General features: G+C 66.8%; 23 protein-coding genes and 1 pseudogene. 12 read left to right on the forward strand and 12 right to left on the reverse strand.

The window, feature by feature from the left end; all coding sequences use genetic code 11:
* The first annotated feature begins 14 nt into the window (after positions 1–14).
* From ACYQR9_RS16825 to ACYQR9_RS16845, 5 genes are all read left to right on the forward strand, one after another.
* On the forward strand, positions 15–755 hold the full coding sequence (locus ACYQR9_RS16825; RefSeq protein ID WP_461227472.1) for an amino acid ABC transporter ATP-binding protein: 741 nt from the start codon (positions 15–17) through the stop codon (positions 753–755).
* A gap of 133 nt (positions 756–888) precedes the next feature.
* Positions 889–1284: a hypothetical protein gene (locus tag ACYQR9_RS16830; RefSeq protein ID WP_056425689.1), complete on the forward strand. Its 396-nt coding sequence runs from the start codon at positions 889–891 to the stop codon at positions 1282–1284.
* 175 nt (positions 1285–1459) lie between these two features.
* The gene (locus ACYQR9_RS16835; protein WP_461227473.1) at positions 1460–3499 is read left to right on the forward strand and encodes a YgiQ family radical SAM protein; all 2040 of its coding nucleotides are present in this window, start codon (positions 1460–1462) and stop codon (positions 3497–3499) included.
* A gap of 280 nt (positions 3500–3779) precedes the next feature.
* On the forward strand, positions 3780–4685 hold the full coding sequence (gene rarD / locus ACYQR9_RS16840) for an EamA family transporter RarD (protein ID WP_207411219.1): 906 nt from the start codon (positions 3780–3782) through the stop codon (positions 4683–4685).
* Positions 4686–4723: 38 nt separating this feature from the next.
* Entirely contained in the window at positions 4724–5716 is a 993-nt protein-coding gene (locus ACYQR9_RS16845) for a P1 family peptidase (RefSeq protein ID WP_461227474.1), read from the forward strand.
* A gap of 28 nt (positions 5717–5744) precedes the next feature.
* Here the strand turns inward: ACYQR9_RS16845 and ACYQR9_RS16850 are convergent, their stop codons facing one another.
* Positions 5745–7289: a calcium-binding protein gene (locus ACYQR9_RS16850; protein WP_461227475.1), complete on the reverse strand. Its 1545-nt coding sequence runs from the start codon at positions 7287–7289 to the stop codon at positions 5745–5747.
* Here ACYQR9_RS16850 and ACYQR9_RS16855 point away from each other — a divergent pair.
* Entirely contained in the window at positions 7288–7425 is a 138-nt protein-coding gene (locus tag ACYQR9_RS16855; RefSeq protein ID WP_461227476.1) for a hypothetical protein, read from the forward strand. The two genes, ACYQR9_RS16850 and ACYQR9_RS16855, sit on opposite strands and share 2 nt — an antisense overlap.
* A 43-nt stretch (positions 7426–7468) precedes the next feature.
* Here ACYQR9_RS16855 and ACYQR9_RS16860 read toward each other — a convergent pair whose 3' ends face one another.
* Both ACYQR9_RS16860 and ACYQR9_RS16865 read right to left on the reverse strand, forming a co-directional pair.
* Complete coding sequence (locus ACYQR9_RS16860) at positions 7469–7744, reverse strand: hypothetical protein (protein WP_056425677.1); 276 nt, start codon at positions 7742–7744, stop codon at positions 7469–7471.
* A gap of 20 nt (positions 7745–7764) precedes the next feature.
* A complete protein-coding gene (locus tag ACYQR9_RS16865; RefSeq protein ID WP_056425674.1) occupies positions 7765–7971 on the reverse strand; it encodes a hypothetical protein in 207 nt (68 codons plus the stop codon).
* A gap of 269 nt (positions 7972–8240) precedes the next feature.
* Between ACYQR9_RS16865 and ACYQR9_RS16870 the strand changes: the two genes are divergently transcribed.
* Together ACYQR9_RS16870 and ACYQR9_RS16875 are read left to right on the forward strand one after the other, a co-directional pair.
* Positions 8241–9779, forward strand: a complete 1539-nt coding sequence (locus ACYQR9_RS16870) for an ATP-binding protein (protein WP_207411216.1) — start codon at positions 8241–8243, stop codon at positions 9777–9779.
* A 202-nt stretch (positions 9780–9981) separates the two neighbouring features.
* Positions 9982–10221, forward strand: a complete 240-nt coding sequence (locus tag ACYQR9_RS16875) for a hypothetical protein (protein WP_461227477.1) — start codon at positions 9982–9984, stop codon at positions 10219–10221.
* A gap of 47 nt (positions 10222–10268) precedes the next feature.
* Here the strand turns inward: ACYQR9_RS16875 and ACYQR9_RS16880 are convergent, their stop codons facing one another.
* The 6 genes from ACYQR9_RS16880 to rutA all read right to left on the reverse strand — a co-directional run bounded on the left by ACYQR9_RS16880 (position 10269) and on the right by rutA (position 15557).
* The gene (locus ACYQR9_RS16880; protein ID WP_461227478.1) at positions 10269–11600 is read right to left on the reverse strand and encodes a solute carrier family 23 protein; all 1332 of its coding nucleotides are present in this window, start codon (positions 11598–11600) and stop codon (positions 10269–10271) included.
* A 74-nt stretch (positions 11601–11674) separates the two neighbouring features.
* Positions 11675–12205 carry a flavin reductase gene (locus tag ACYQR9_RS16885; RefSeq protein ID WP_461227479.1) on the reverse strand — a complete coding sequence of 177 codons (531 nt, stop codon included), beginning with the start codon at positions 12203–12205 and terminating at the stop codon, positions 11675–11677.
* A 147-nt stretch (positions 12206–12352) separates the two neighbouring features.
* Positions 12353–13132, reverse strand: coding sequence for a pyrimidine utilization protein D (gene rutD, locus ACYQR9_RS16890; protein WP_461227480.1), 780 nt, complete (start codon positions 13130–13132; stop codon positions 12353–12355).
* Positions 13129–13518, reverse strand: coding sequence for a pyrimidine utilization protein C (gene rutC, locus ACYQR9_RS16895; protein WP_056425656.1), 390 nt, complete (start codon positions 13516–13518; stop codon positions 13129–13131). The genes rutD and rutC overlap by 4 nt, the downstream gene beginning before the upstream one ends.
* Positions 13519–13725: 207 nt before the next feature.
* Complete coding sequence (rutB, locus tag ACYQR9_RS16900) at positions 13726–14457, reverse strand: pyrimidine utilization protein B (protein ID WP_207411339.1); 732 nt, start codon at positions 14455–14457, stop codon at positions 13726–13728.
* Positions 14457–15557, reverse strand: coding sequence for a pyrimidine utilization protein A (gene rutA, locus ACYQR9_RS16905; RefSeq protein ID WP_461227481.1), 1101 nt, complete (start codon positions 15555–15557; stop codon positions 14457–14459). The genes rutB and rutA overlap by 1 nt, the downstream gene beginning before the upstream one ends.
* Before the next feature lie 342 nt (positions 15558–15899).
* Between rutA and ACYQR9_RS16910 the strand changes: the two genes are divergently transcribed.
* Positions 15900–16259, forward strand: a complete 360-nt coding sequence (locus ACYQR9_RS16910) for a c-type cytochrome (RefSeq protein ID WP_311274587.1) — start codon at positions 15900–15902, stop codon at positions 16257–16259.
* A gap of 70 nt (positions 16260–16329) precedes the next feature.
* Here ACYQR9_RS16910 and rutR read toward each other — a convergent pair whose 3' ends face one another.
* The 3 genes and pseudogenes from rutR to ACYQR9_RS16925 all read right to left on the reverse strand — a co-directional run bounded on the left by rutR (position 16330) and on the right by ACYQR9_RS16925 (position 18688).
* Complete coding sequence (gene rutR, locus ACYQR9_RS16915) at positions 16330–16971, reverse strand: HTH-type transcriptional regulator RutR (RefSeq protein WP_461227482.1); 642 nt, start codon at positions 16969–16971, stop codon at positions 16330–16332.
* 140 nt (positions 16972–17111) lie between these two features.
* Positions 17112–18002: pseudogene (gene puuE / locus ACYQR9_RS16920) on the reverse strand (allantoinase PuuE); the annotation flags it as partial.
* A gap of 140 nt (positions 18003–18142) precedes the next feature.
* Positions 18143–18688: a hypothetical protein gene (locus ACYQR9_RS16925; RefSeq protein ID WP_461227483.1), complete on the reverse strand. Its 546-nt coding sequence runs from the start codon at positions 18686–18688 to the stop codon at positions 18143–18145.
* 310 nt (positions 18689–18998) lie between these two features.
* Here ACYQR9_RS16925 and ACYQR9_RS16930 point away from each other — a divergent pair, with 310 nt between their 5' ends.
* The 3 genes from ACYQR9_RS16930 to ureC are packed head-to-tail and all read left to right on the forward strand — an operon-like array spanning position 18999 to position 21903.
* A complete protein-coding gene (locus tag ACYQR9_RS16930; protein ID WP_461227484.1) occupies positions 18999–19619 on the forward strand; it encodes an urease subunit gamma in 621 nt (206 codons plus the stop codon).
* Positions 19616–20176: an HD domain-containing protein gene (locus tag ACYQR9_RS16935; protein WP_461227485.1), complete on the forward strand. Its 561-nt coding sequence runs from the start codon at positions 19616–19618 to the stop codon at positions 20174–20176. The genes ACYQR9_RS16930 and ACYQR9_RS16935 overlap by 4 nt, the downstream gene beginning before the upstream one ends.
* Complete coding sequence (ureC, locus tag ACYQR9_RS16940) at positions 20176–21903, forward strand: urease subunit alpha (protein ID WP_056425635.1); 1728 nt, start codon at positions 20176–20178, stop codon at positions 21901–21903. Before ACYQR9_RS16935 ends, ureC begins: the two co-directional genes overlap by 1 nt.
* Positions 21904–21906 lie beyond the last annotated feature (3 nt).

A 21906-nucleotide genomic window follows, 5' to 3' on the forward strand; every position in this document is an offset into this window, starting at 1 on the left:
AGGGACGAGACCCGATGACAGAGACCTCCCCCGCCGTCGCGCTCTCCGGCGTCAACAAATGGTTCGGCGCCCACCACGTCCTGCGCGACGTCGACCTCACGGTGGCGAAGGCCGAGAAGATCGTGATCTGCGGCCCCTCGGGCTCGGGCAAATCGACCCTGATCCGCTGCGTCAACGGGCTCGAGGCGCACCAGCAGGGCACGATCCGGGTGGATGGAACCGAACTCACCGGCGCGCAGGCGAGCGTGGACGCCGTGCGCCGCGAGGTCGGCATGGTGTTCCAGCACTTCAACCTGTTCGCCCATCTCACCGTGCTGGAGAACTGCACCCTGGCCCCCATCCACGTGAAGCGGATGGGCCGGGCGGCGGCCGAGAAACTGGCGATGGGCTATCTCGAACGCGTCCGCATCCCGCAGCTGGCGGGGAAGTTTCCCGGCCAGCTCTCGGGCGGGCAGCAGCAGCGGGTGGCGATCGCCCGCGCTTTGTGCATGAGCCCGAAGGTGATGCTGTTCGACGAGCCGACCTCGGCCCTCGACCCGGAAATGGTCAAGGAGGTCCTCGACACCATGGCCGAGCTGGCGCGCGGCGGCATGACCATGCTCTGCGTCACCCACGAGATGGGCTTCGCCCGCGAGATCGCCGACCGCGTGGTGTTCATGGACGAGGGCCAGATCATCGAGACCGCTCCGCCGGCCGATTTCTTCGACAGGCCCCGGCATTCCCGGACACAAGCCTTCCTCAGCCAGATCCTGTGACCGTCTCCTGCCAGCGACATGAGAAAGGGTCAGAAAATGGCACGGTCCGGCCCCCGCCGATGCTCGGGTTCGTTAACGGCCTTGGATTAAAACTGGTGATCAAGGTGTTGAGTATTTGTAGAAAGCGTATCGCGTGCGTATCTTGCGCTTCCTCGTCATCGGCAGCGTCTTTGGGCTGAGCATCCTGGCGATCGGATTCGTCAGCGCCGACCGGCTGGCCCATCTTCCGGCGGCGCCCGCGCCACAGATGGTGCAGGCTCCGATTGTGAGCGAGCCTCAGGATACCGGCTCGATCCCGACCCTGCTCCAGCCGGGCGTCCTCTCCACCACAGGCCCGGTGGCCCCCCGTCCGACGGGCGCGAAGCCCGCCTCGGCGAAGCCCTCCGCCTCCTCGGCGGGCAAGCCCCCGGTGACCAAGACCGCTTCCGCGAAACCCGTCCCGGCCAAGCCGAAGGCCACGGACGGCTTCGACACCGAACGTCTCAACGCCCTCCTGCGCGGCGACCCGATCACCCCGCCACGGCGGTGATTGGGGGCCGCCCGTTCCTCGGGAGGCGGAGCGAGGTGTGAAGCGGCCGGCAGCAATTCGGGCCGGGTAAGCGGCTCGCCACCCATCTCGAGCCGCCGATGGTTTTTGGAAGGCCTCTTATTCGAATTCGACCTTTCGTTGAGCTTGCGGCCTGGGCGGTCTATGCACGGACCCCATGGACCTTCAAGCTTCCCCGAGTCGATCCGTGGCTCCCCTCGCCTGCAACCTGCAGCCTCTCCGGAAGGCGGCGCCGTTCCTGCCCATGAGCCGCGCCGAGATGGACGCGCTCGGGTGGGATGCCTGCGACATCGTCCTGGTGACGGGGGACGCCTATGTCGATCATCCGAGCTTTGGTATGGCGATCATCGGCCGGCTCCTCGAATCGCAAGGGTTCCGGGTCGGCATCATCGCGCAGCCCGACTGGCAATCGGCGGAGCCGTTCAAGGCGCTCGGCCGGCCGAATGTGTTCTTCGGCGTCACCGGCGGCAATCTCGATTCGATGGTGAACCGCTACACGGCGGACCGTCGCCTGCGAAGCGACGACGCCTACACGGCGGGCGGACAAGGCGGCGCCCGCCCGGACCGCTGCACAATCGTCTACACGCAGCGCTGCCGCGAGGCCTACAAGGACGTGCCGATCGTCCTCGGCGGCATCGAGGCGTCCCTGCGCCGCATCGCCCATTACGATTACTGGTCCGACAAGGTGCGCCGCTCGATCCTGGCGGACGCGAAGGCCGACCTTCTGCTCTACGGCAATGCCGAGCGCGCCGTGGTCGAGGTGGCGAACCGCCTCGCGGCCGGCGCGGCGCCGCACGAGCTCGACTCCGTCCGGGGCGTCGCCCTGTTCCGCCGCGTGCCCGAGCATTACACCGAGCTGCCCGCCGACGATCTCGATTCGGCTGACGAGGCCGCCAGCCGCCGCCCCGGCGAGACCGTGATCCGGCTCCCCGCCTATGACGAGGTCAAGGACGACAAGGAGGCCTATGCCCGCGCCTCGCGGGTGCTGCACCGGGAGGCCAATCCCGGCAACGCCCGCCCCCTCGTCCAGCGCCACGGCGACCGCGACCTGTGGCTGAACCCGCCGCCGATCCCGCTCTCCAGCGAGGAGATGGATGCGGTCTACGACCTGCCCTACGCCCGCGCCCCCCATCCCTCCTACGGCGATGCGAAGATCCCCGCCTGGGACATGATCAAGTTCTCGGTGACGATCATGCGCGGCTGCTTTGGCGGCTGCACCTTCTGCTCCATCACCGAGCACGAGGGCCGCGTCATCCAGAACCGCTCGGAGGGCTCGATCCTGCGCGAGATCGAGCTGATCCGCGACAAGACGCCGGGCTTCACGGGCGTGATCTCGGACGTTGGTGGACCCACGGCCAACATGTACCGGATGGCGTGCAAGGACCCGAAGATCGAGGCGGCGTGCCGCCTGCCGTCCTGCGTCTTCCCGGACATCTGCCCGAACCTCAACACCTCGCACGACGACCTGATCCGGCTCTATCGCAAGGTCCGCGAGGTGGAGGGCGTCAAGAAGGTGATGGTCGCCTCCGGCGTGCGCTACGATCTGGCGGTGCGAAGCCCCGAATATGTCGAGGAGCTCGTGACCCATCACGTCGGCGGCCGTCTCAAGATCGCGCCCGAGCACACCGAGCGCGGCCCCCTCGACCTGATGATGAAGCCGGGGATCGGCACCTACGACCGCTTCAAGGAGATGTTCGACGCCGCCGCCAAGAAGGCCGGCAAGAAATACTACCTGATCCCGTATTTCATCGCGGCGCATCCGGGCACGACCGACGAGGACATGATGAACCTCGCCGTCTGGCTCAAGAAGAACGACTATCGCGCCGATCAGGTCCAGACGTTCCTGCCCTCGCCCATGGCGACGGCCACGACCATGTATCACACCGAAATCAATCCGCTGCAGGGCGTGCGGCGCGGCGGCAGCGAGCCGGTGGACGCGATCAAGGGGATGCGGCAGCGCCGGCTGCACAAGGCGTTCCTGCGCTACCACGACCCCGAGAACTGGCCCATCTTGCGCGAGGCGCTGCGGGCCATGGGCCGCGCCGATCTCATCGGGCCGAGGCCGGACCAGCTGATTCCGTCCTCGCAGCCGCCGGGAACGGGGCTCGGTGCCGGCAAGGGACAGGGCCAGCCGCGCCCCATGCGCCATTCGGGCGCGCCGCGTTTCACCACGAAGGGCGTGCCGCTGAGGAAGTGACGGTCTCGTGCGTTCGGCAACTGAAGGCTTCAACGGCGGCTTTCAGGGTTCTTTGCCCTGAAGCTGACCTTCCCCGGGGCCGCTAAGGGGCAAAGTGGTCGATGACAGGCGACAGGTTTCGAGCAAGAAACCGCCGCTCTGCCGCTCCCGATCACGGTCATCCCGTCGCGGAACCGAACGGCCTCTCCATCTAGATCGGCTCCCCGATCCCCCACCGGAGCCGTCCCGCGAGACTTGGTGTAAACCCCGTCCCAACCTCGCAAGGGAGGGGAGGAACGTCGTGGGTCTGATCTACGCGCTCGGTGCCTATCTGAGCTGGGGCCTCGTCGTCCCGGTGCATTTCCGGCTGCTCGATGCCGTGCCGGCCGGCAGCATCCTGGCTCATCGCATCGTCTGGTCGAGCGTGCTCGTGGTCGCCCTGCTGGCGATTCTGCGCCGGCGGGTGCGCAACCCGTTTCCCCTGAGGCGGCGCCATCTCCTCCTCGTCGTCTCGGCCGGGCTCATCGCCGTCAACTGGCTGCTCTACCTCGTGGCGGTCCAGTCCGGGCACATGCTCGATGCGAGTCTGGGCTACTTCATCAACCCGCTGATGAGCGTGGCGCTGGGCGCCCTCGTCCTCGGTGAGCGGCTGCGGCCGGTCCAGGCCGTGGCGGTGGGGCTCGCCGCCGCCGGGGTGGTGCTCGCAGTGGTGCTGGCCGGGCACCTGCCCTGGCTGTCCCTGTGCCTCGCCGCCAGCTTCTCGCTCTACGGGCTGGTGCGCAAGGTCGTGGGGGTCGACGCCATGGTGGGCTTTGCCGCCGAGACCTTCCTGCTCCTGCCCCTCGCGGGAATCTACCTTGTCGGCCTCGCCGAGCCTGTGGTGAAGGGCGATCCCGTCCGGCTCGCGCTGCTGCTCCTCACCGGCGTCACCACCGCCCTGCCACTGATCTGGTTCGCCGCCGCCGCCCAGCGCCTCACCCTCTCCACCCTCGGGCTGATGCAATACCTCGCCCCCTCCTGCCTGTTGGGGCTCAGCGTCCTCGTCTATGGCGAACGGCTGGAGCCGCATCGACTGGTCCTGTTCGTCCTGATCTGGTTGGCGCTCGCCCTCTATGCCGCCGATTCCCTCCGCGCCGCGCGGCGGGCCAAGACGCCGCCGGAACCCGTCGCCGCTGGCCCCGACCGCCCCGGCATGAGATCGTTCTGAGAGACATTTGGAGGATCCACGAGATTCGGAGGATTCCGATGCGCAACCGCATCACCGACATCGCAGGTATCAGGGTCGGCCACGCCCATGACGCGCGGGTGGCGAGCGGCACCACCGCGATCCTGTTCGACGCCCCGGTGGTGGCCGGGGTGGACGTGCGCGGCGGTGGGCCGGGCACCCGCGAGACCGACCTCCTCGATCCCGAACGCACGGTGGAACGCATCGACGCCCTGGTCCTCTCCGGCGGCTCGACTTTCGGCCTCGATGCGGGCGCCGGCGTCGTGGCCTGGCTCGCCGAGAGGGGGAGGGGGTTTCCCATCGGCGACATCCGCGTCCCCATCGTGCCCGGCGCGATCCTGTTCGATCTCCTTAACGGCGGCGACAAGGAATGGGGCCGCGTCTCGCCTTATCGCGACCTCGGCTACGCCGCCGCCGCCGCTGCGTCCGAGGATGTCGCCCTCGGCACCGTCGGCGTGGGCTACGGCGCGCGCACGGCCAACCTCAAGGGCGGCCTCGGCTCGGCTTCCTCCCTGGTGGGCGGCACGCCGGCGCGGGTCGGGGCGCTGGTGGCCGTCAACGCCTTCGGCCGAGTCACGGTGGGGGAGGGGCGGCATTTCTGGGCTGCACCCTTCGAGCGGAACGGCGAATTCGGCGCTCTCGGCTTCCCCGATCCGATGCCGGCGGACGCCTTCACCTGGCCGCGCGAGGCTCTGCCCGGCAGCAGCACCACCCTGGCCATCGTCGCCACCGACGCGGACCTGACCAAGGCCCAGGCCCGCCGCCTCGCGGTGATGGCACAGGACGGGCTGTCGCGGGCGATCCACCCGGTTCATACCCCGCTCGACGGTGATGCGGTCTTCGCGGTCTCCACCGGCCGGGTCGCGCTCTCCGACCCCATCACGGACCTCGCCCGCATCGGCGCGGCGGCGGCCGACACGCTCGCCCGTGCAGTGGCGATCGGAATTCACGCAGCGACGAGCCTGCCGGGGCTGGCGATGCCGCCCGCATGGCGGGACCTGTGGGGCGGGTGAGGTCCCCCCAAGGTGGTTCTCGACGCTCCTACAGAACGTAGAAATCGTCCGCCGTCAGCTTGAGGTTCGCGTCGAGTGTGGCGAATTGCACGGCACTCGCACCGCCGTTGCCGTCGGCATCGTACGACACTGCGCCGGTCTTGGAATTGTAGAGGATCCGATGATCGGCATCGGTGGCCTTGGCGCCGATGATGAAGGCGTCGGAGGTGAGATGGCCCTTCGCGAGGGCGGCAAAGACAGGGTGATCGAGCCTGATCCTGTCGTCGGACACGGAAAAGTCGACGATCCGGTCGACGTTCGACACGGCATTCGGCGTGCTATCGAAGACAAAGGTGTCGTGGCCCGAACCGCCCGTCAGAATGTCCTTGCCGAGACCGCCGAAGAGAATGTCGGCTCCATCGCCACCCGACAGGCGGTCGTTTCCCGCAAGGCCTCGAAGCGTGTCGTTGCCGTCGAGCCCGAGGAGCGTATTCTTGAACCGGGAGCCCGTGATGAAATCTATCAACTCCGATCCGGTGACGTTTTCGATGGAAATCAGATCGTCCTTTTTTCCCATCGTGTCGTAGCCGGACGATTGCTCCAAGTTTACCCTAATGCCGGTGTCCCATCCGGTTTCGAGAGAATAATCCACCGTATCGATCCCTCGTCCGCCGTCGAGATGATCAGCGCCCGCGAGGCCGGAGAGGATGTTGTTTTCATTGGAGCCGATGATCGTATCGTCGCTTCTCGTTCCCACGACGTCTTGAATGCCGATCAACCTGTCATCCTCAAGCGGGGAGAGGGAGCGTCCAAAGCCGCTCCCATCTGGATTGCCCGCCAGTTCGACGATCACACCCGTCGAGGCCGTGATGTCGTACCGGACCGTGTTGTGGGTTCCGCCGCCGCCGTTGATGATGTCCGCGCCGGCACCGCCGCTGAACGCTTCGTAGGACGCCGTCTTCGATCCCATGAAGGAATCGGCCTTGCCCGTACCGATGATCAACTCGACGTTCTTGATCGAATCCACGAATCCGTAGGTATCGGTCGCCGTGCCCTTCTCGAGATCGACCTTGATGGCCCTGCCACCGGACTCGCGACTGTAGTCTACGACATCGTAATCCCCGATCCCTCCGTCGATCGCATCCTTGCCGGAGCCACCCACGAAGGTATCCGAACCGAAACTGCCGAGAAAGGTATCGGCCTTTTGGCCGCCGAAGAACTTATCGTCTAGAGACGCACCGTAGACGGTCAGTGCAATGGGGGCGAACAGCTTGAGGAGCGGCCCCTTATCATCGAAACTCGAATCGGTCAGTGCAATACGAAAGGCATTCGCGTTGAGCGAAAGTCCCGACATCGTCCATTGCGTTGATCCATCGACGTGGATCAGGCTGATCGACTTGATCGTCCCGGCTTTGATGTCTCCGCTTTTTGTGTATTGGAACCCGGATCCTACCAGTTCCATTCCATAGGAGGTGCCATCGTCGCGCGAGAGTGTATATTTGGTGGCCGATGTCTTTCTGAGAAATCCTGCGGACCATGCGCCATGGATTGCTTCAATATCGAAGTAGTTATCTTCAACTTGAACGGTGGCCATGGATGTTCCCCAGTCGATCAAGGGAGCAATCATGGGTTTTCAGGTGGAAGTCGAGATTCTCTTCCGCAACACTCTTAAAATCGACGATCTGTTGCGATTTTGCCGCAAATCGACCGACAATGTGATTTGGTCGTGATGAGCAGCGCCCGAAGATGTGCGGGGAGGGAGGTCCGTAAGGCTCACGCCTCCTTGGCGTCCTCCACCAGCTGCGCCAGCCCGGCATCGACCTCGGCGCCGAGCATCGCCCGCTCGGCATCGCTGAGGTCGCGCGCCCATTTCGGCCCGGCGAAGCCGGCGGCGCATTTGGCGCGCTCTGCCGCGATATAGGCCTCGGTCTCCTCCGGCTGCCGGCGCATCGCCTCGGCGAAGCCGAACCACGCTGCCCGCTCCACCACCGCAAGGCGGGCGCGCAAGCGGATCATCACCGCCCGGTCCGGGCTGACGTCGTCGCTCATGAGGGTCGCGCTCCCGGATGTCAGCGCCGCTGGTCGCAGCGGGTCTTCACGTAGCTGTCCTTGTCGGCGCCGTGGCCGGCATTGGCCGCGAGGACCGGCCCCTGCATCAGGCATTCCTGCAGGGTGTGAGCCTGCCCGGTGATCACGTCGAGGGCGGTCTCCCGCGTGCAATCCGGGGCCTGGACGGTGGAGGCGCAGACGAGGGCGACGACGAGGATGGTGTTCATGACAGGCGAACTAGATGCCCCGGGCGAGCCGGCAAGGGAGTCCGGCAGGAAAATGCAACGCATCCGTCCCACTGCTCATTCGAGGCTTTCCTCTCGAGAAGGGCTATGTTCCTAGGACAAAAGGCCTGCGTTAGTTGTCCTAGGATGATGGACCTATTCTTCTCCTGGAGCGTCCCTGTGGATGTGGGAAGGGCAGGGGGAGGTCGCCTGAGCCCATCCGTGCTAGGGTCGCCATCGTCGCGGACGGGTTGCGGGACAGCGGAGCGGGAATGACGGTCGGGATCGAGATGGGGCTGAGCATGGGCCCGGGCGAAGAGCCCGCCCGGCTCGATCTCGAGGAGCTGCTGGCCACCCGTCTCCTGGTCCAGGGCAATTCCGGCTCGGGCAAGTCGCATCTGCTGCGGCGGCTGCTCGAACAGAGCGCCGGCTCGGTCCAGCAGGTCATCATCGATCCCGAAGGCGATTTCGTCACCCTGGCAGAGGCTTACGGCCACGTGGTGGTGGATGGTGCCCATGGCGAGGGCGATCTCCAGGCCATCGCGGCGCGGGTGCGCGCCCACCGGGTCTCCGTGGTGCTCACCCTGGAGAGCCTCGACATGGAGGCACAGATGCGCGCGGCCGCCGCCTTCCTCGGCGGTTTGTTCGAGGCCGAGCGCAGCCATTGGCACCCCGTTCTCGTCGTCGTCGACGAGGCGCAGATTTTCGCACCGGCCGCGGCCGGCGACGTCTCCGACGAGGCGCGCAAGGCCTCCCTCGGCGCCATGACCAACCTGATGTGCCGCGGCCGCAAGCGCGGGCTCGCGGGCATCATCGCGACGCAGCGCCTCGCCAAGCTCGCGAAAAACGTGGCGGCGGAAGCCACCAACTTCCTGATGGGCCGCACCTTCCTCGATATCGACATGGCCCGCGCCGCCGACCTGCTGGGCCTCGACCGCCGCGGCGCCGAGCGGTTCCGCGACCTCTCGCGCGGCGAATTCGTGGCCCTCGGGCCCGCGTTGAGCCGTCGGCCGTTGGCCCTGCGCATCGGCCCGGTCTCGACCTCGGCGCGCTCGGGCTCCCCGAAGCTCGTGCCGCTCCCCGCCCCCGCCGATGCGGATCTGCGCGCCCTGATCCTCACCCGCTCGGCCGAGGACGGCCCTGCCTCCTGGGCCCCGGCTCCGCGCACCCCTCCGACACCGCGCGCCAGCCCGGCCGATCTGCTGCGTGAGCTCAGTGCCTACCGGCCCGAACCCGCCGAGGCGCCCGAGCCCTTGAGCGAGGAAGATCTGCGTGCCGGGCTCGACGAGATCCTGCGGGGCATCGCCACCGACCCGGATGCCGGGCGTCAGCCGGTGGCGGTGATCTATCAGGACTTCCTCGTCCGCTGCCGCATGCGTGGGCTCGACGGTGAGTCCCTCACTCTCGCCGCCTTCCGCCGCCGCCTCGGCGTCGCCCGTGCGGGAATCGACGGGCAAGGCGCCCCGGCCGACAGCGACGGGCGCTGGGAGGAGGCGCAAAGCGCCGCCGCCGCCCTGCCCGACGAGGTCCAGGGCCTGTTCCTGCTGCTCGCTCGCGCCGCTCTGGCGGGAGAGCCCTGCCCCGGCGACGAGGCCCTGGCCCGCGCCATCGGCAGCCGCTCGCCGGGCCGGGCACGGCGTCTGCTCGCCTATGTCGAGACCCGTGGCACCATCGTCTGCCGCATGGATTTTCGCGGCAACCGCGTCATCGCTTTGCCGTCGCTCGGCTGTGAGACCGGCCCCGGCGACCCGAAGGCGAGCCTGCCGGGCAGCGTCGAGCCCGAGATGCCGGGGCTGTTCGCGGCCGAATGAGCCGCGCTCCCGGCACCGAACCACGCTTGGCCCGCTCGATTTCTGCCGGATAGGGGCCGATCGTCCTCTGCCTGTCGGCAGCATGCTGCACAGTGCGGCGGCAATTTCTGTTGCTTGGTTGGGCAGTCCTGCTCAAGGATTGGGACCTCGAATCGATGATGCCGGTGGGTCGGCATCGGAATCGACGATGAGGACGACACCCATGACGGCACGTTTGTCCACCGGTCTTCTCGCCCTTGCCTCGGTCCTGGCAGCCTCCGCCGCCTCGGCCCAGAGCTATACCGCGCCGGCCGGCCTCCCGGCGGTCGTGGCGCCCGGCGGCCTCGTAGGCCAGGCCGCCTTGGATGCTCGCGGCAGATACGCCGCCTCCGCGCCCCGCCGCGGGGATGAGCGCGACATCGCCACCGGCTCCGCCCGTCGCGGCGGGTACAGATCCCGCTGAGGCCCGAGTGAGGCTCGGATCCGCGGGCGTCCTGAGACGGGGTCCGTTCAGGCCCGCACGCTGGCCGGATTGGCCGGTGCGCGTCCGAGCCGCGTCAGCCCGAGCAGATGATAGATGAGGATCGCCCCGAACGTGGCGGTGCCGATGCCGCCGAAGGCGAAGGAGCCGAATTTCAGGGTCAGGTCCCCGGCGCCGAGGACCACCGCGATCCCGACGGTGAGGAGATTGCGGGCATTGGCGAAATCGACCCTGTTCTCCACCCAGATCCGCCCGGCGGTGGCCGCGATCAGCCCGAACACCACCACCGACAATCCGCCGATCACCGGCACCGGCAGGGTCAGGATCAGCGCTCCGAATTTCGGGCATAGGCCGAACAGGATCGCGGTGAAGCCGGCCACCACGAAGACCAGGGTCGAGTAGATTCGGGTCATGGCCATGACGCCCATATTCTCCGCATAGGTCGTCACCCCGGTGCCGCCGAGCCCGCCCGACAGCATGGTGGCGAGGCCGTCGCCGAGGAAGGCGCGGGCGATGTAGGGGTCGAGGTTGCGGCTCGTCATCGCGCCGATGGCTTTGATATGGCCGAGATTCTCGGCGATCAGCACCACGAAGACCGGGGCGATGAGGGCGATCGCCTTGGTGTCGAACACCGGCGCGACGAAGCCCGGCACGCCGATCCAGGGGGCGGCCATGACGGCGGAGAAGTCGATGGGCTTGGCGAGACCGAACCCGTTGGCGAGGAGGAGATAGAGAAGGTAGGCGAGGGCCGCTCCGATTAGGATCGGCAGGCGACGGGCGAGGCCGGGCGCGTAGATGGTGATGACGCTGACGATGACCACCGTCAGGAGGCCGAACCAGGTGTCGAAGGCGGAGGCCGAGATGATCCGCGTCGCGATCGGCGCGAGGTTGAGGCCGATGGCGGCCACCACCGCTCCGGTCACCACCGGTGGCATCACCCGCTCCACCCAGGCATAGCCGACGAGACCGATGACGGCGCCGACGAGGCCGTAGAGCAGGCCCGCCGCGATGATGCCGCCGAGCGCCACGGCGATGTTGGGGTTCGGTCCCGCCCCGGCATAGCCCGTGGCTGCGATCACCACCCCGACGAAGGCCGCCGACGAGCCGAGATAGCTCGGCACCCGGCCGCCGGTGGCGAGAAAGAAGATGAGTGTGCCGATGCCGGAGAAGAAGATCGCCAGGTTGGGGTCGAACCCCATTAGGATCGGCATCAAGGCCGTGGCGCCGAACATCGCCACCACGTGTTGGAAGCCGAGGAGCACGGTCTGGCCCGCCGGCAGGCGCTCGTCGGGCATGACGTCCGCGGCCTCGGTCGTCGCATCTCTGGCGCGCCAGACGGGGAAATAGGGTTCGGCTGCCATGGTCTCGTGGTCTCCGGGCGGTGGATCGCGTGAGGCGAGGAGCGTGACGGGATGCTCGGGGCGAGGCCGGACGGTCAGACGGCGGCGGGGTGCGGCGGAGCGACCGCCACGGGCAGGGTGTGGTAGCGCCGGCCGGCATAGACGAGACCCTGTTGGCCGGCGGGCTCCGAGAGATCCACCACCTCGCAGAACAGCACGTCGTGGCTGCCGACGGCGTGGCGCGCCACGATGCGGCAATCGAAGGCGGTCAACGCTCCCTCCAGCACCGGTGCCCCGGTGGCGAGCACTCGCCAGGCCCCCGCCGCGAAGCGCTCGTCCATGGGGGTGCGGCCGCCGAAGGCGCCGGCGATGGCGGCCTGCCCGCCCGACAGCGTGTTCACGCACAGGGCCGCATTGGCGCTCACTGCGACATAGGCGGAGGAGGTTCGGTTGATGCAGACGAGGAGCGTCGGCGGCGCGTCGCTGACGCTGCAGACGGAAGAGGCCGTGAAACCGGCCCGTCCGCCCGGCCCGTCGGTGGTGACGAGATGGACCGAACTGGCCAGATGGGCCATCGCTTCGCGAAAAGCTCCGGCCTCGACCGTGGGCAACGTCGTCTCGGTCATGGCGGAGCTTTCATCCTGAGCAGGTTCAGCAAAAGTGGTCACCGGTTTCGCGCCTGAACACCGGCAGCCCCTCGAGGATCCGAGCGAGATGGCGCGCTGGCTCGCCAAGACGAACCGGTCGAGCCGGATGAGCCATGACGAACTCCCTCAGGGCCGGTCGAGGAAGGTGACGAGGGTGCGGTTGAACGCCTCCGCCTGCGTCACGCTATGCGCGTGGCCGCCGCTCTTGGCCAGATCCAGCGTGGCGTTGGGCAACGCCGCCGCGAGTTCCTCCGAGCGCAGATAGGGCACGAGCACGTCGTCGGCCGCTGCCATCACGAGGGTTTCGTGCGGGATACCGGACAGATGCGCGGTGAGATCAAAGGCTTCCAGCGCCGCGATCCGCCGCAGCGTGTTCTCAGGTCCGGGAAAATGCGCCAGGGCATGGGCCTCGTCCGCCGCGACGCGCTCCGCGTTGAGCGAAAGCCAGGGCGCCGGATAGAGGAAGATCGCCTGCGCGGCCACGTAGGCTTCGGGGCCGGCATGGGCCAGCAGGGCCTTGCGGGCGGCAAAGCACCGCTTCGTCGCGGAATCGGTCCTGGCCCAGCCGTTGATGACCACGAGCCGCCCCACCCGGGTGGGATGGGCACGCGCCAGTTCGAGGCCGATGAGCCCGCCGAGCGCATGCCCGACGATGTCGGCCGTGGCGATGCCGAGATCGTCCATCACCCGAAGGGCGTCGGCGGCCATGGCGGCGATGCTGTGGCCCTGTTCCAGCGCATCGGGCGAGCGCCCGGTGCCGCGATGATCGTGGCCGACCACCCGGAACCGCTCGGCCAGGGCCGGAATCTGCGGTGCGAAATAGCCGCACGATCCGCCGAGGCCCGGCGAAAGCAGGACCGTCCGTTCCCCGTCCCCGTGGATCTCGTGATGGATGGTCGCGCTCACGGTTTGCCCACATGCGCGACGGAGGCGATCTCCACCAGGGCGTCTGGTTTTACCAGGCCGCACTGGATGCAGTAGCGCGCCGGCTTCTCCCCGGGGAAGTAGCTGGCATAGACCGCGTTGATCGCGGCGTAATCGGCCCAGTCCTTCAGGAAGATGTGGTTGAAGGTGACATCGTCCATGGTGCCGCCGGCGGCGGTCACGACGCCCTTGATCGTCTCCAGCACGTGTCTCGTCTGCGCGCCGGCATCGCCCACATGGACGACGTTGGCATCCGCATCCAGCGGCAGGGTGCCCGAGACGTAGAGCACGCCGTCGGCGAGGGTGCCCGGCACGTAGGGGGCCAACGGCTTACCGGTGCCTGGGGGAATGATCACGGTCTTGGGCATGGTTCGCGGTGCTCCCGTTCGATCGTCGAAATGGCCGTCTTCGTCGTCTGTGTCGTCTTGCCCACCCGTGACCTCATCTTGAGGTGCCCGCGTCAGCGGGCCTCGAAGGAGGCCTCCAGGCCCCTGGGAGCGAACTGAAAGCCTCCTTCGAGGCCTCCGCTACGCTGCGGCACCTCAAGATGAGGTCGAGGGCGCGAGGGGAGGGTGTCACTCCGCCGCGGCGGCGTCCCGCTCGCCCAGGGCCGCCTCGAAGCTCGCGACATCCGAGACCCAGCCGAAGAAGGTCTCGATATTGGTGAGCGCGCCCGCCTGCAGGCTGTCCGGCCCCGCCTGATGCGTCGCGTCGGCGAGGACGATGCCGAAATATTCGAGGAAGAACCCGTCACGCAGAGTCGATTCCACGCAGACATTGGTGGCGATGCCGGTGAAGACCAGGGTGCGGATGCCGGCCGAGCGCAGCAGGCTGTCGAGCTGGGTGTTGTAGAAGCCGCTGTAGCGCGGCTTGCCCAGCACGATGTCGCCGGGCTCGGGGCTCAGCGCATCCACCAGGGCGTAGTCCCAGCTTCCCTTGGCGAGCAGCCGCTCGTTCATGTCGGGGCGGCTGCGCATGGTCTTGAGGGCGTTCGACTTGTGCCAGTTCGGCGAGCCCGGCCCTCCGGCCTCGACATAATCCGGGTCCCAGCCGTTCTGGAACCAGACGATCCTGATCCCGGCCTTGCGGGCGGCAGCGACGGCCGTCGCGATCCGTCCGATCACCGGCCCGGTCGCCGAGACGTCGAACCCGGCGAGATCGAGATAACCGCCCTTCGTCGCGTAGGCGTTCTGCATGTCGATGACGATGAGGGCCGTGGCCTCGGCAGCGAAGGCGATGGGCTCGGGCCGGGCGGGGAGGGTGATGCCGCCATGGCGTCCGGCTGCGTCGTGATAGCCGGCGACCATCACGCCACCTTCGCCATCGGCACCGCATCGGCGGTGACATGCGCCCGCGAGCGCATCAGCGGCTGGATGCGGGTGCCGTAGGCATCGAGCCCTTCGAGGAAATCGTCGAAGACCAGGAGCACGCCTTCGGTGCCGGGCACGGTGGCGACCTCGTCGAGCATGCGCGCCACCTCCGCGTAGGAGCCCACGAGGGTGCCCATGTTGATGTTCACCGCCGAGGTCGGGTCGGCCATCTGGCGCACGTTGGTGTCGGCGCCCGATTTTGTATCGGCCGCGCCCTGGACCCCGAGCCAGGCGATGGCCTCCTGATCCGCTCCCGCCTTGTAATGCTCCCAGGTGGCGCGGGCCTCCTCGTCGGTCTCGGCGGCGATGATCATGAACAGCACGTAGGAGGAGACGTCCCGGCCCGTCTCGGCCTTGGCGAGTTCCAGTCGCTCCACCGTGGGGGCGAAGGCGGTGGGCGTGTTCACGCCCTTGCCGAAGCAGAAATTGTAGTCCGCATATTTCGCCGTGAACGCCATGCCGGCGGCCGATTGGCCGGCGCAGATGATCTTCATCTCCGCCTGCGGCCGGGGCGAGAGCCGGCAATCGTCCATCTGGAAGAACTCGCCCTTGAGGTCGCAGGACCCCGTCTCCCACAAATCGCGCAGTACCTGGGCGTATTCGGAGAGGTATTCGTAGCGCCGCGAAAAGTACTCGTCGCCGGGCCACAGACCCATCTGCGAGTATTCAGGCCGCTGCCATCCCGTCACGAGGTTCAGCCCGAAGCGGCCGCCGGAGATGGAATCGATGGTGGAGGCCATCCGGGCTGTGATGGCGGGGGGCATGCACAGGGTGGCGGCGGTGGCGAAGAGCTTGATCCGGCTCGTCACGGCGGCGAGGCCCGCCATCAGCGTGAAGGATTCGAGGTTGTGGTCCCAGAACTCGGTCTTGCCGCCGAAGCCCCGCAGCTTGATCATCGACAGGGCGAAATCGAGCCCGTAGCCTTCGGCCTTGAGGACGACCTGCTTGTTCAGTTCGAAGCTCGGCTTGTATTGCGGCGCATTCTCCGACAGGAGCCAGCCGTTGTTGCCGATAGGAATGAAGACGCCGACATTCATGACAACCTCGCTGAGCTGGCAGAGATTGGACGATGGGATCCAATGCCGGTCAAGGTTGCGAACGGAGTGTACCGTGTTCGCCCCGTCCGATGGTGAACGGTAGCTGTTTGGACCATATGATCAAACTCTAAATCTAACAGATTAGGTGTTTGCCCAAACTCTCTCCGATTTGCCCGGTGGGGAGGCGGCGTCTGCTGAATTGCGGGGCGGATACGCGAATCTTCTCTGGCCATCCTCGCGACGTGACACGTTCTCGTGAGTCTTCCCTCTCGGACATTGCCTTCGGGAAGCATGCGGTCAGTAATCTGGAGGTATTCAAAACAACCACGGAGAGGAAACCCCATGCGGTACCCGATGCTCGGTGCTCTCGTCGCGATGCTGCTTCCGATGGCGGCCCACGCCGAGGGCGATGCCGCCGCTGGCGAGAAGGCGTTCGCGCCCTGCAAGGCCTGCCATGCCTTCGGCAAGAACGGCGTCGGCCCGGATCTGACGGGGGTTGTCGGCCGCAAGGCGGCCTCCCTCGACGGGTATTCCTACTCGGCCCCGCTCAAGGCGTCCGGCCTCACCTGGGACGAGGCGAGCCTGCACGAATGGCTGAAGAACCCAAAGGCCAAGGTGCCGGGGACGAAGATGGTGTTCGCCGGCTATCCCGACGACAAGAAGATCGATGACGTGATCGCGTATCTCGCCTCGAAGAAATAGGTTTTTCGGGGATCTCGCCGATGGGGCTCGCTTCCAGAGCGGGCTCCTGGACGCGAAATCCGCCGAGTGCCTATCGCAGGCCCAGCCCGGTGAGGATCAGGGCCTGCGTGCTCGCCACTGTACTTTCGAAGAAGTCGGATTCGTCGAGGCTCCGGCCGGTGACCGCATCCACCTGGACCGCGAAATCGGCGTAGTGCTGGGTGATCGCCCAGATCGAAAAGATGAGGTGGTGCGGGTCGTGGGCACCGATGTGGCCCTGGTCGATCCAGCCGCGCAGGATCGCCGCCTTGCTCTCCACCAGCCCGCGCAGGGGGCCTTCGAGTTCGGCCCGCAGGAGCGGTGCGCCCTGGACGATCTCCAGGCAGAACAGCCGCGAGGCCTGCGGCGCATCCCGCGACAGGGTCAGCTTGGCGCGGATATAGGCCCGGATCGCGTCGGCGGGCTCGCTGTCCGCGTCGAAGGATTGCAGGGGATCGAGCCAGACGTCGAGGACGCGGCGCAGCACCGCCACGTAGAGCTCTTCCTTGGAGGGGAAGTAGTAGAGGAGGTTGGCCTTCGACAGGCCGGCCCGCTCGGCGAGCCGGTCGACGCTCGCCCCGTGCAGGCCGAGCCCTGAGAACACCTCTAGTCCGGCATCGAGGATCGCCTCGCGCCGCGCCGCGCCGTCCTTGCGGCGACGGCGTTCGGGGGGCTTCTCGACGGTCGTTGGCACGGAGATGCGGTCCTGTCGGGTTTCGAAGAAGCGGCTGGGAACTCCACGGCCTCACGCGTTCCCCTCGTCCCGTCGGGGATACCGCTTCGAGGATGGAGTAGGAACGCCCGTTCCGTCCAGCGGGCGGGGGATCAGCCCGGCGGATGAGTGTTCATCCAATGCTCGGCGATATCGATCCGCCGCGCGACCCAGACGTCCTCATGGGCGGCGATATGGTCGAGGAAGCGGGCCAGCGCCGCGATCCGTCCCGGGCGCCCGACGAGGCGGCAATGCAGGCCCACCGACATCATTTTCGGCGCGGTCTCGCCCTCCGCGTAGAGCGCGTCGAACGTGTCGCGCAGGTAGGTGAAGAAGTGGTCGCCGGTGTTGAACCCCTGAAGGGCGACGCATTTCATGTCGTTGGCGTCCAGCGTGTAGGGCACCACGAGGCCGCGTCCGCTCGGTTCCTCGATCCAGTAGGGCAGGTCGTCGGCGTAGGAATCGGCGAGCCAGGTGAAGCCGGCCTCCACGCCGAGATCGAGGGTGTGAACCGAGGAGCGGCCCGTGTACCAGCCCAGCGGCCGCTCGCCGGTGATCTCCGTGTGGATGCGGATCGCCTCGTCCATATGCGCCTTCTCCTCCTCGCGGGTGAAGTCGCGGTAGTCGATCCATTTCAAGCCGTGGCAGGCGATCTCCCAATCGGCCTCCTTCATGGCCGCGGCGATATCGGGATGGCGGGCGAGCGCCGTGGCGACGCTGAACACGGTGACGGGAACATTCCGCGCCTGGAGCAGACGCCAGATCCGCCAGAAGCCCGCACGCGAGCCGTATTCGAACATCGATTCCATATTCATGTGCCGCTGGCCCGGCCAGGGTTGGGCGCCGACGATCTCCGACAGGAACGCCTCCGAGGCAGCATCGCCATGCAGGATGCAGTTCTCGCCGCCCTCCTCGTAGTTGAGCACGATCTGCACCGCGATCCGCGCGCCGTTCGGCCAGCGCGGATGGGGCGGGTTGCGGCCGTAGCCGACGAGGTCGCGGGGATAGGTCACGGGGCCTGCCCTAGTCTCAGGGAGAGGAATGCCTCCGCTGTTCGGCCGAGGAGCGGCGTCCTGTCAACCGATGGCGCATAGACCGTATAGATTTGTCGCCGGTTAGGGACAGGCACGCTATGTTTGCCACTTCGGCATCGTCACGAATATAGTTCCGGCATCGAATCCCGAAGAAAATCGATGCTCAGAAGCGTCCCGTCATGGATCTCATAGGGCTGGGTTCCCGATGGAGATTTGAAGCTTTTTGCGATAATGGCATGGGGAACGGTGATTTCCGTAGCCAGCAGTCCATCTTCAATGACTGCTAGGCACGCTTGGCGCTCCTTCTCGAAGCCACCGTCCAGACCGATGCTATCTTCGATGAAGCCGATCTTCTCACTTCTCTGACAAAGACTATCCAGTAGAGAGACGGCATCATTGTCGTAAATTTTTGCCCAGAACGAGTCTTTTTGACCTTGTAAATATTTTGAGCCTTGAAGCCAGAAAAGCAACCATCCTGCCGTTGCGCGGTCCATGTTTGGCTGTTGTATGAGCCATGGCAGAAAGCCATGCTTGTCGCCACGATAAGCAACTGCCGCTATCGCCGCTTCATGCCAAATCGCGGGATCGTTTCGCGATCTCACCCATTCGACATCCGCCGCATTCGTCATGTCCAATTCGGCAGGCAATTTGCTGGATTCTGTCATGACTCGGATCCTAAAGTCGGCTCTATACTTATATTGGTGCGAGATTAGGATCGGGAATGACATCTTTGGATTGAAAAATCCCTATCGTCTCAGCTGTTCTCCGAACGTGATTTGTCCAATCAAGTGGAAAGACGAATTTGGCACATCCCGCCAGAAACCAGCCCTACGCCACGAAGGCGCTCGGACTGCCGGGGTCGCGTTGTTTGCGCAGAGATGCATCGATACCGCTTGCATTCGTCGCGCACGGTCCTTGCCTTGAGGGCCAACGTGTCCAAGTCTCCGCTCGATTGGCCAACACCCGAGGTTTCCCGTGCTCCTGACCCCGCGCGAAAAGGACAAGCTCCTGGTCGCCATGGCCGCCCAGGTCGCCCGCAACCGGCTCGCCCGCGGCGTCAAGCTGAACTATCCCGAAGCGATCGCGCTCATCACCGATGCCGTGGTGGAGGGCGCGCGGGATGGCCGCTCGGTCTCCGAACTGATGCAGGCGGGCGCCCATGTCCTCACCGCCGACCAAGTGATGGAGGGCATCGCCGAGATGATCCACGACATCCAGGTGGAGGCGACGTTCCCCGACGGGACCAAGCTCGTCACCGTCCACCACCCGATCCGCGGCGCGCCCTCGTCGGATGTGCCGGGCATTGTGACGACTCTTCCGGGCGAGATCGTCTTCAACGACGGCGCCCAGCGCACCCTGCTCACCGTGGCCAATGTCGGCGACCGGCCGATCCAGGTGGGCTCGCATTACCATTTCTACGAGGTGAATCCGGGCCTGACCTTCGAGCGCGAGAAGGCGAGGGGCCAGCGCCTCGACATCGCGCCGGGCACGGCGGTGCGGTTCGAGCCGGGCGCCACCCGGGAGGTCTCCCTGGTGCCGCTGCTCGGCGCGCGGACGGTCTACGGGTTCCGCGGTGACGTGATGGGGTCCCTATGACCGACGAGACGTTCCGCCTGCGCGATGGCATCCTCCTCGTCACCCGTGCCGCCGAGTTCGCCGCGCGGCGTCACGTGGGGCAGACCCGGAAGGGCGCGGCGCGCGAGCCTTACGTGAACCACCTCGCCGAGGTGGCCTCGCTCCTGGCCGCGACGGCCGAAGCGCCCGATGCCGATCTGGTGGCGGCGGGCTGGCTCCACGACACGGTGGAGGATACCGGGACGAGCCGCGAGGAGATCGAGCAATTGTTCGGTCGGCGCGTCGCCGAACTCGTGGCCGAGGTCACGGACGACAAATCTCTGCCCAAGGCCGAGCGCAAGCGGCTCCAGGTCGAGCAGGCGCCGCACAAGTCGCGCGGCGCCTGCGCACTCAAGATCGCGGACAAGATCAGCAACCTGCATTCGCTCGTGGCGAGCCCCCCGGACGATTGGGGCGCGGAGCGCGTGGCGAACTACATCGATTGGGCGAAAGAAGTCGTTGCCGGCTGTCGCGGCGTCAACGCGGCGCTGGACGCTCTGTTCGACCGCGCCGTCGCAGAGGCACGAGAGGCCGCCTGATGTCCAACACACCCCGCCCCGCCTCCCTCGCCCGCTCGGCCTATGCCGACATGTTCGGCCCCACCACGGGCGATCGCATCCGCCTCGCCGATACCTCCCTCGTCATCGAGGTGGAGCGCGACCACACCACCTATGGCGAGGAGGTGAAGTTCGGCGGCGGCAAGGTCATCCGCGACGGGATGGGGCAGTCGCAGGTGACGAATGCCGATGGCGCGGTGGACACCGTCATCACCAATGCCGTGGTCCTCGACCATTGGGGCGTGGTGAAATGCGATGTCGGCATCGTGAAGGGGCGGATCTTCAAGCTCGGCAAGGCCGGCAACCCGGACATCCAGCCCGGCGTCGACATCATCGTCGGCCCCGGCACCGAAGTGATCGCCGGCGAAGGCAAGATCCTCACGGCCGGCGGGTTCGACAGCCACATCCACTACATCTGCCCGCAGCAGATCGAGGAGGCCCTGTGCTCGGGCGTCACCACCATGCTCGGCGGCGGCACCGGCCCGGCGCACGGCACCTTCGCCACCACCTGCACCCCCGGCCCCTGGCATCTCGCCCGGATGATCGAGGCGGCGGATAGCTTCCCCATGAACCTCGCCTTCGCCGGCAAGGGAAACGCCTCGCGGCCCGAGAGCCTCGTCGAGATGGTCCGCGCCGGCGCCTGCGCCCTGAAACTCCACGAGGATTGGGGCACCACGCCCCAGGCCATCGACACCTGCCTCACGGTGGCCGACCTGCATGACGTGCAGGTGATGATCCATTCCGACACGCTCAACGAATCCGGCTTCGTCGAGGACACGATCCGCGCCTTCGCGGGGCGGACCATCCATGCCTTCCACACGGAAGGGGCGGGGGGCGGCCACGCGCCGGACATCATGAAGGTGGCGGGGCTGATGAACGTGCTCCCGTCCTCCACCAACCCGACGCGCCCGTATACGAAAAACACCATCGACGAGCATCTCGACATGCTCATGGTCTGCCACCACCTCGACCCGGCGATTCCCGAGGATCTCGCCTTCGCCGAGAGCCGCATCCGCAAGGAGACCATCGCGGCCGAGGACATCCTGCACGATATCGGTGCGCTCTCGATGATGTCGTCGGACAGCCAGGCCATGGGCCGGGTCGGCGAGGTCGTCATCCGGACCTGGCAGACGGCGGACAAGATGAAGCGCCAGCGCGGGAGCCTGCCGGGCGACGCTTCCGGCAACGACAACCTGCGCGCCCGCCGCTACATCGCGAAATACACGATCAATCCGGCCATCGCGCATGGCGTCTCGGCCCATGTCGGCTCGGTGGAGGCGGGCAAGCTCGCCGATCTCGTACTGTGGACCCCGGCCTTCTTCGGGGTGAAGCCCGACCTCGTCATCAAGGGCGGCATGATCGCCACCGCGCCGATGGGCGACCCCAACGCCTCGATTCCCACGCCCCAGCCGGTGCATTACCGCCCGATGTTCGGGGCGATCGGCCGGTCGCCCTTCGCCACCGCGCTCACCTTCGTTTCGAAGGCCGCCATCGAGGACGGTCTTCGCGAACGGCTCGGCGCGCAGAAGCTCTTCGTCGCCGTGGAGAACGTGCGCGGCGGCATTTCGAAGAAGAGCATGATCCTCAACGACGCCACGCCGAACATCGAGATCGACGCGGAGACCTACGACGTGCGCGCCGATGGCGAGCTCCTGGTCTGCGAGCCGGCCGAGGTGCTGCCGATGGCCCAGCGGTATTTCCTGTTTTGAGCT

It is taken from the genome of Methylobacterium sp. CM6241 (genome assembly GCF_054817845.1).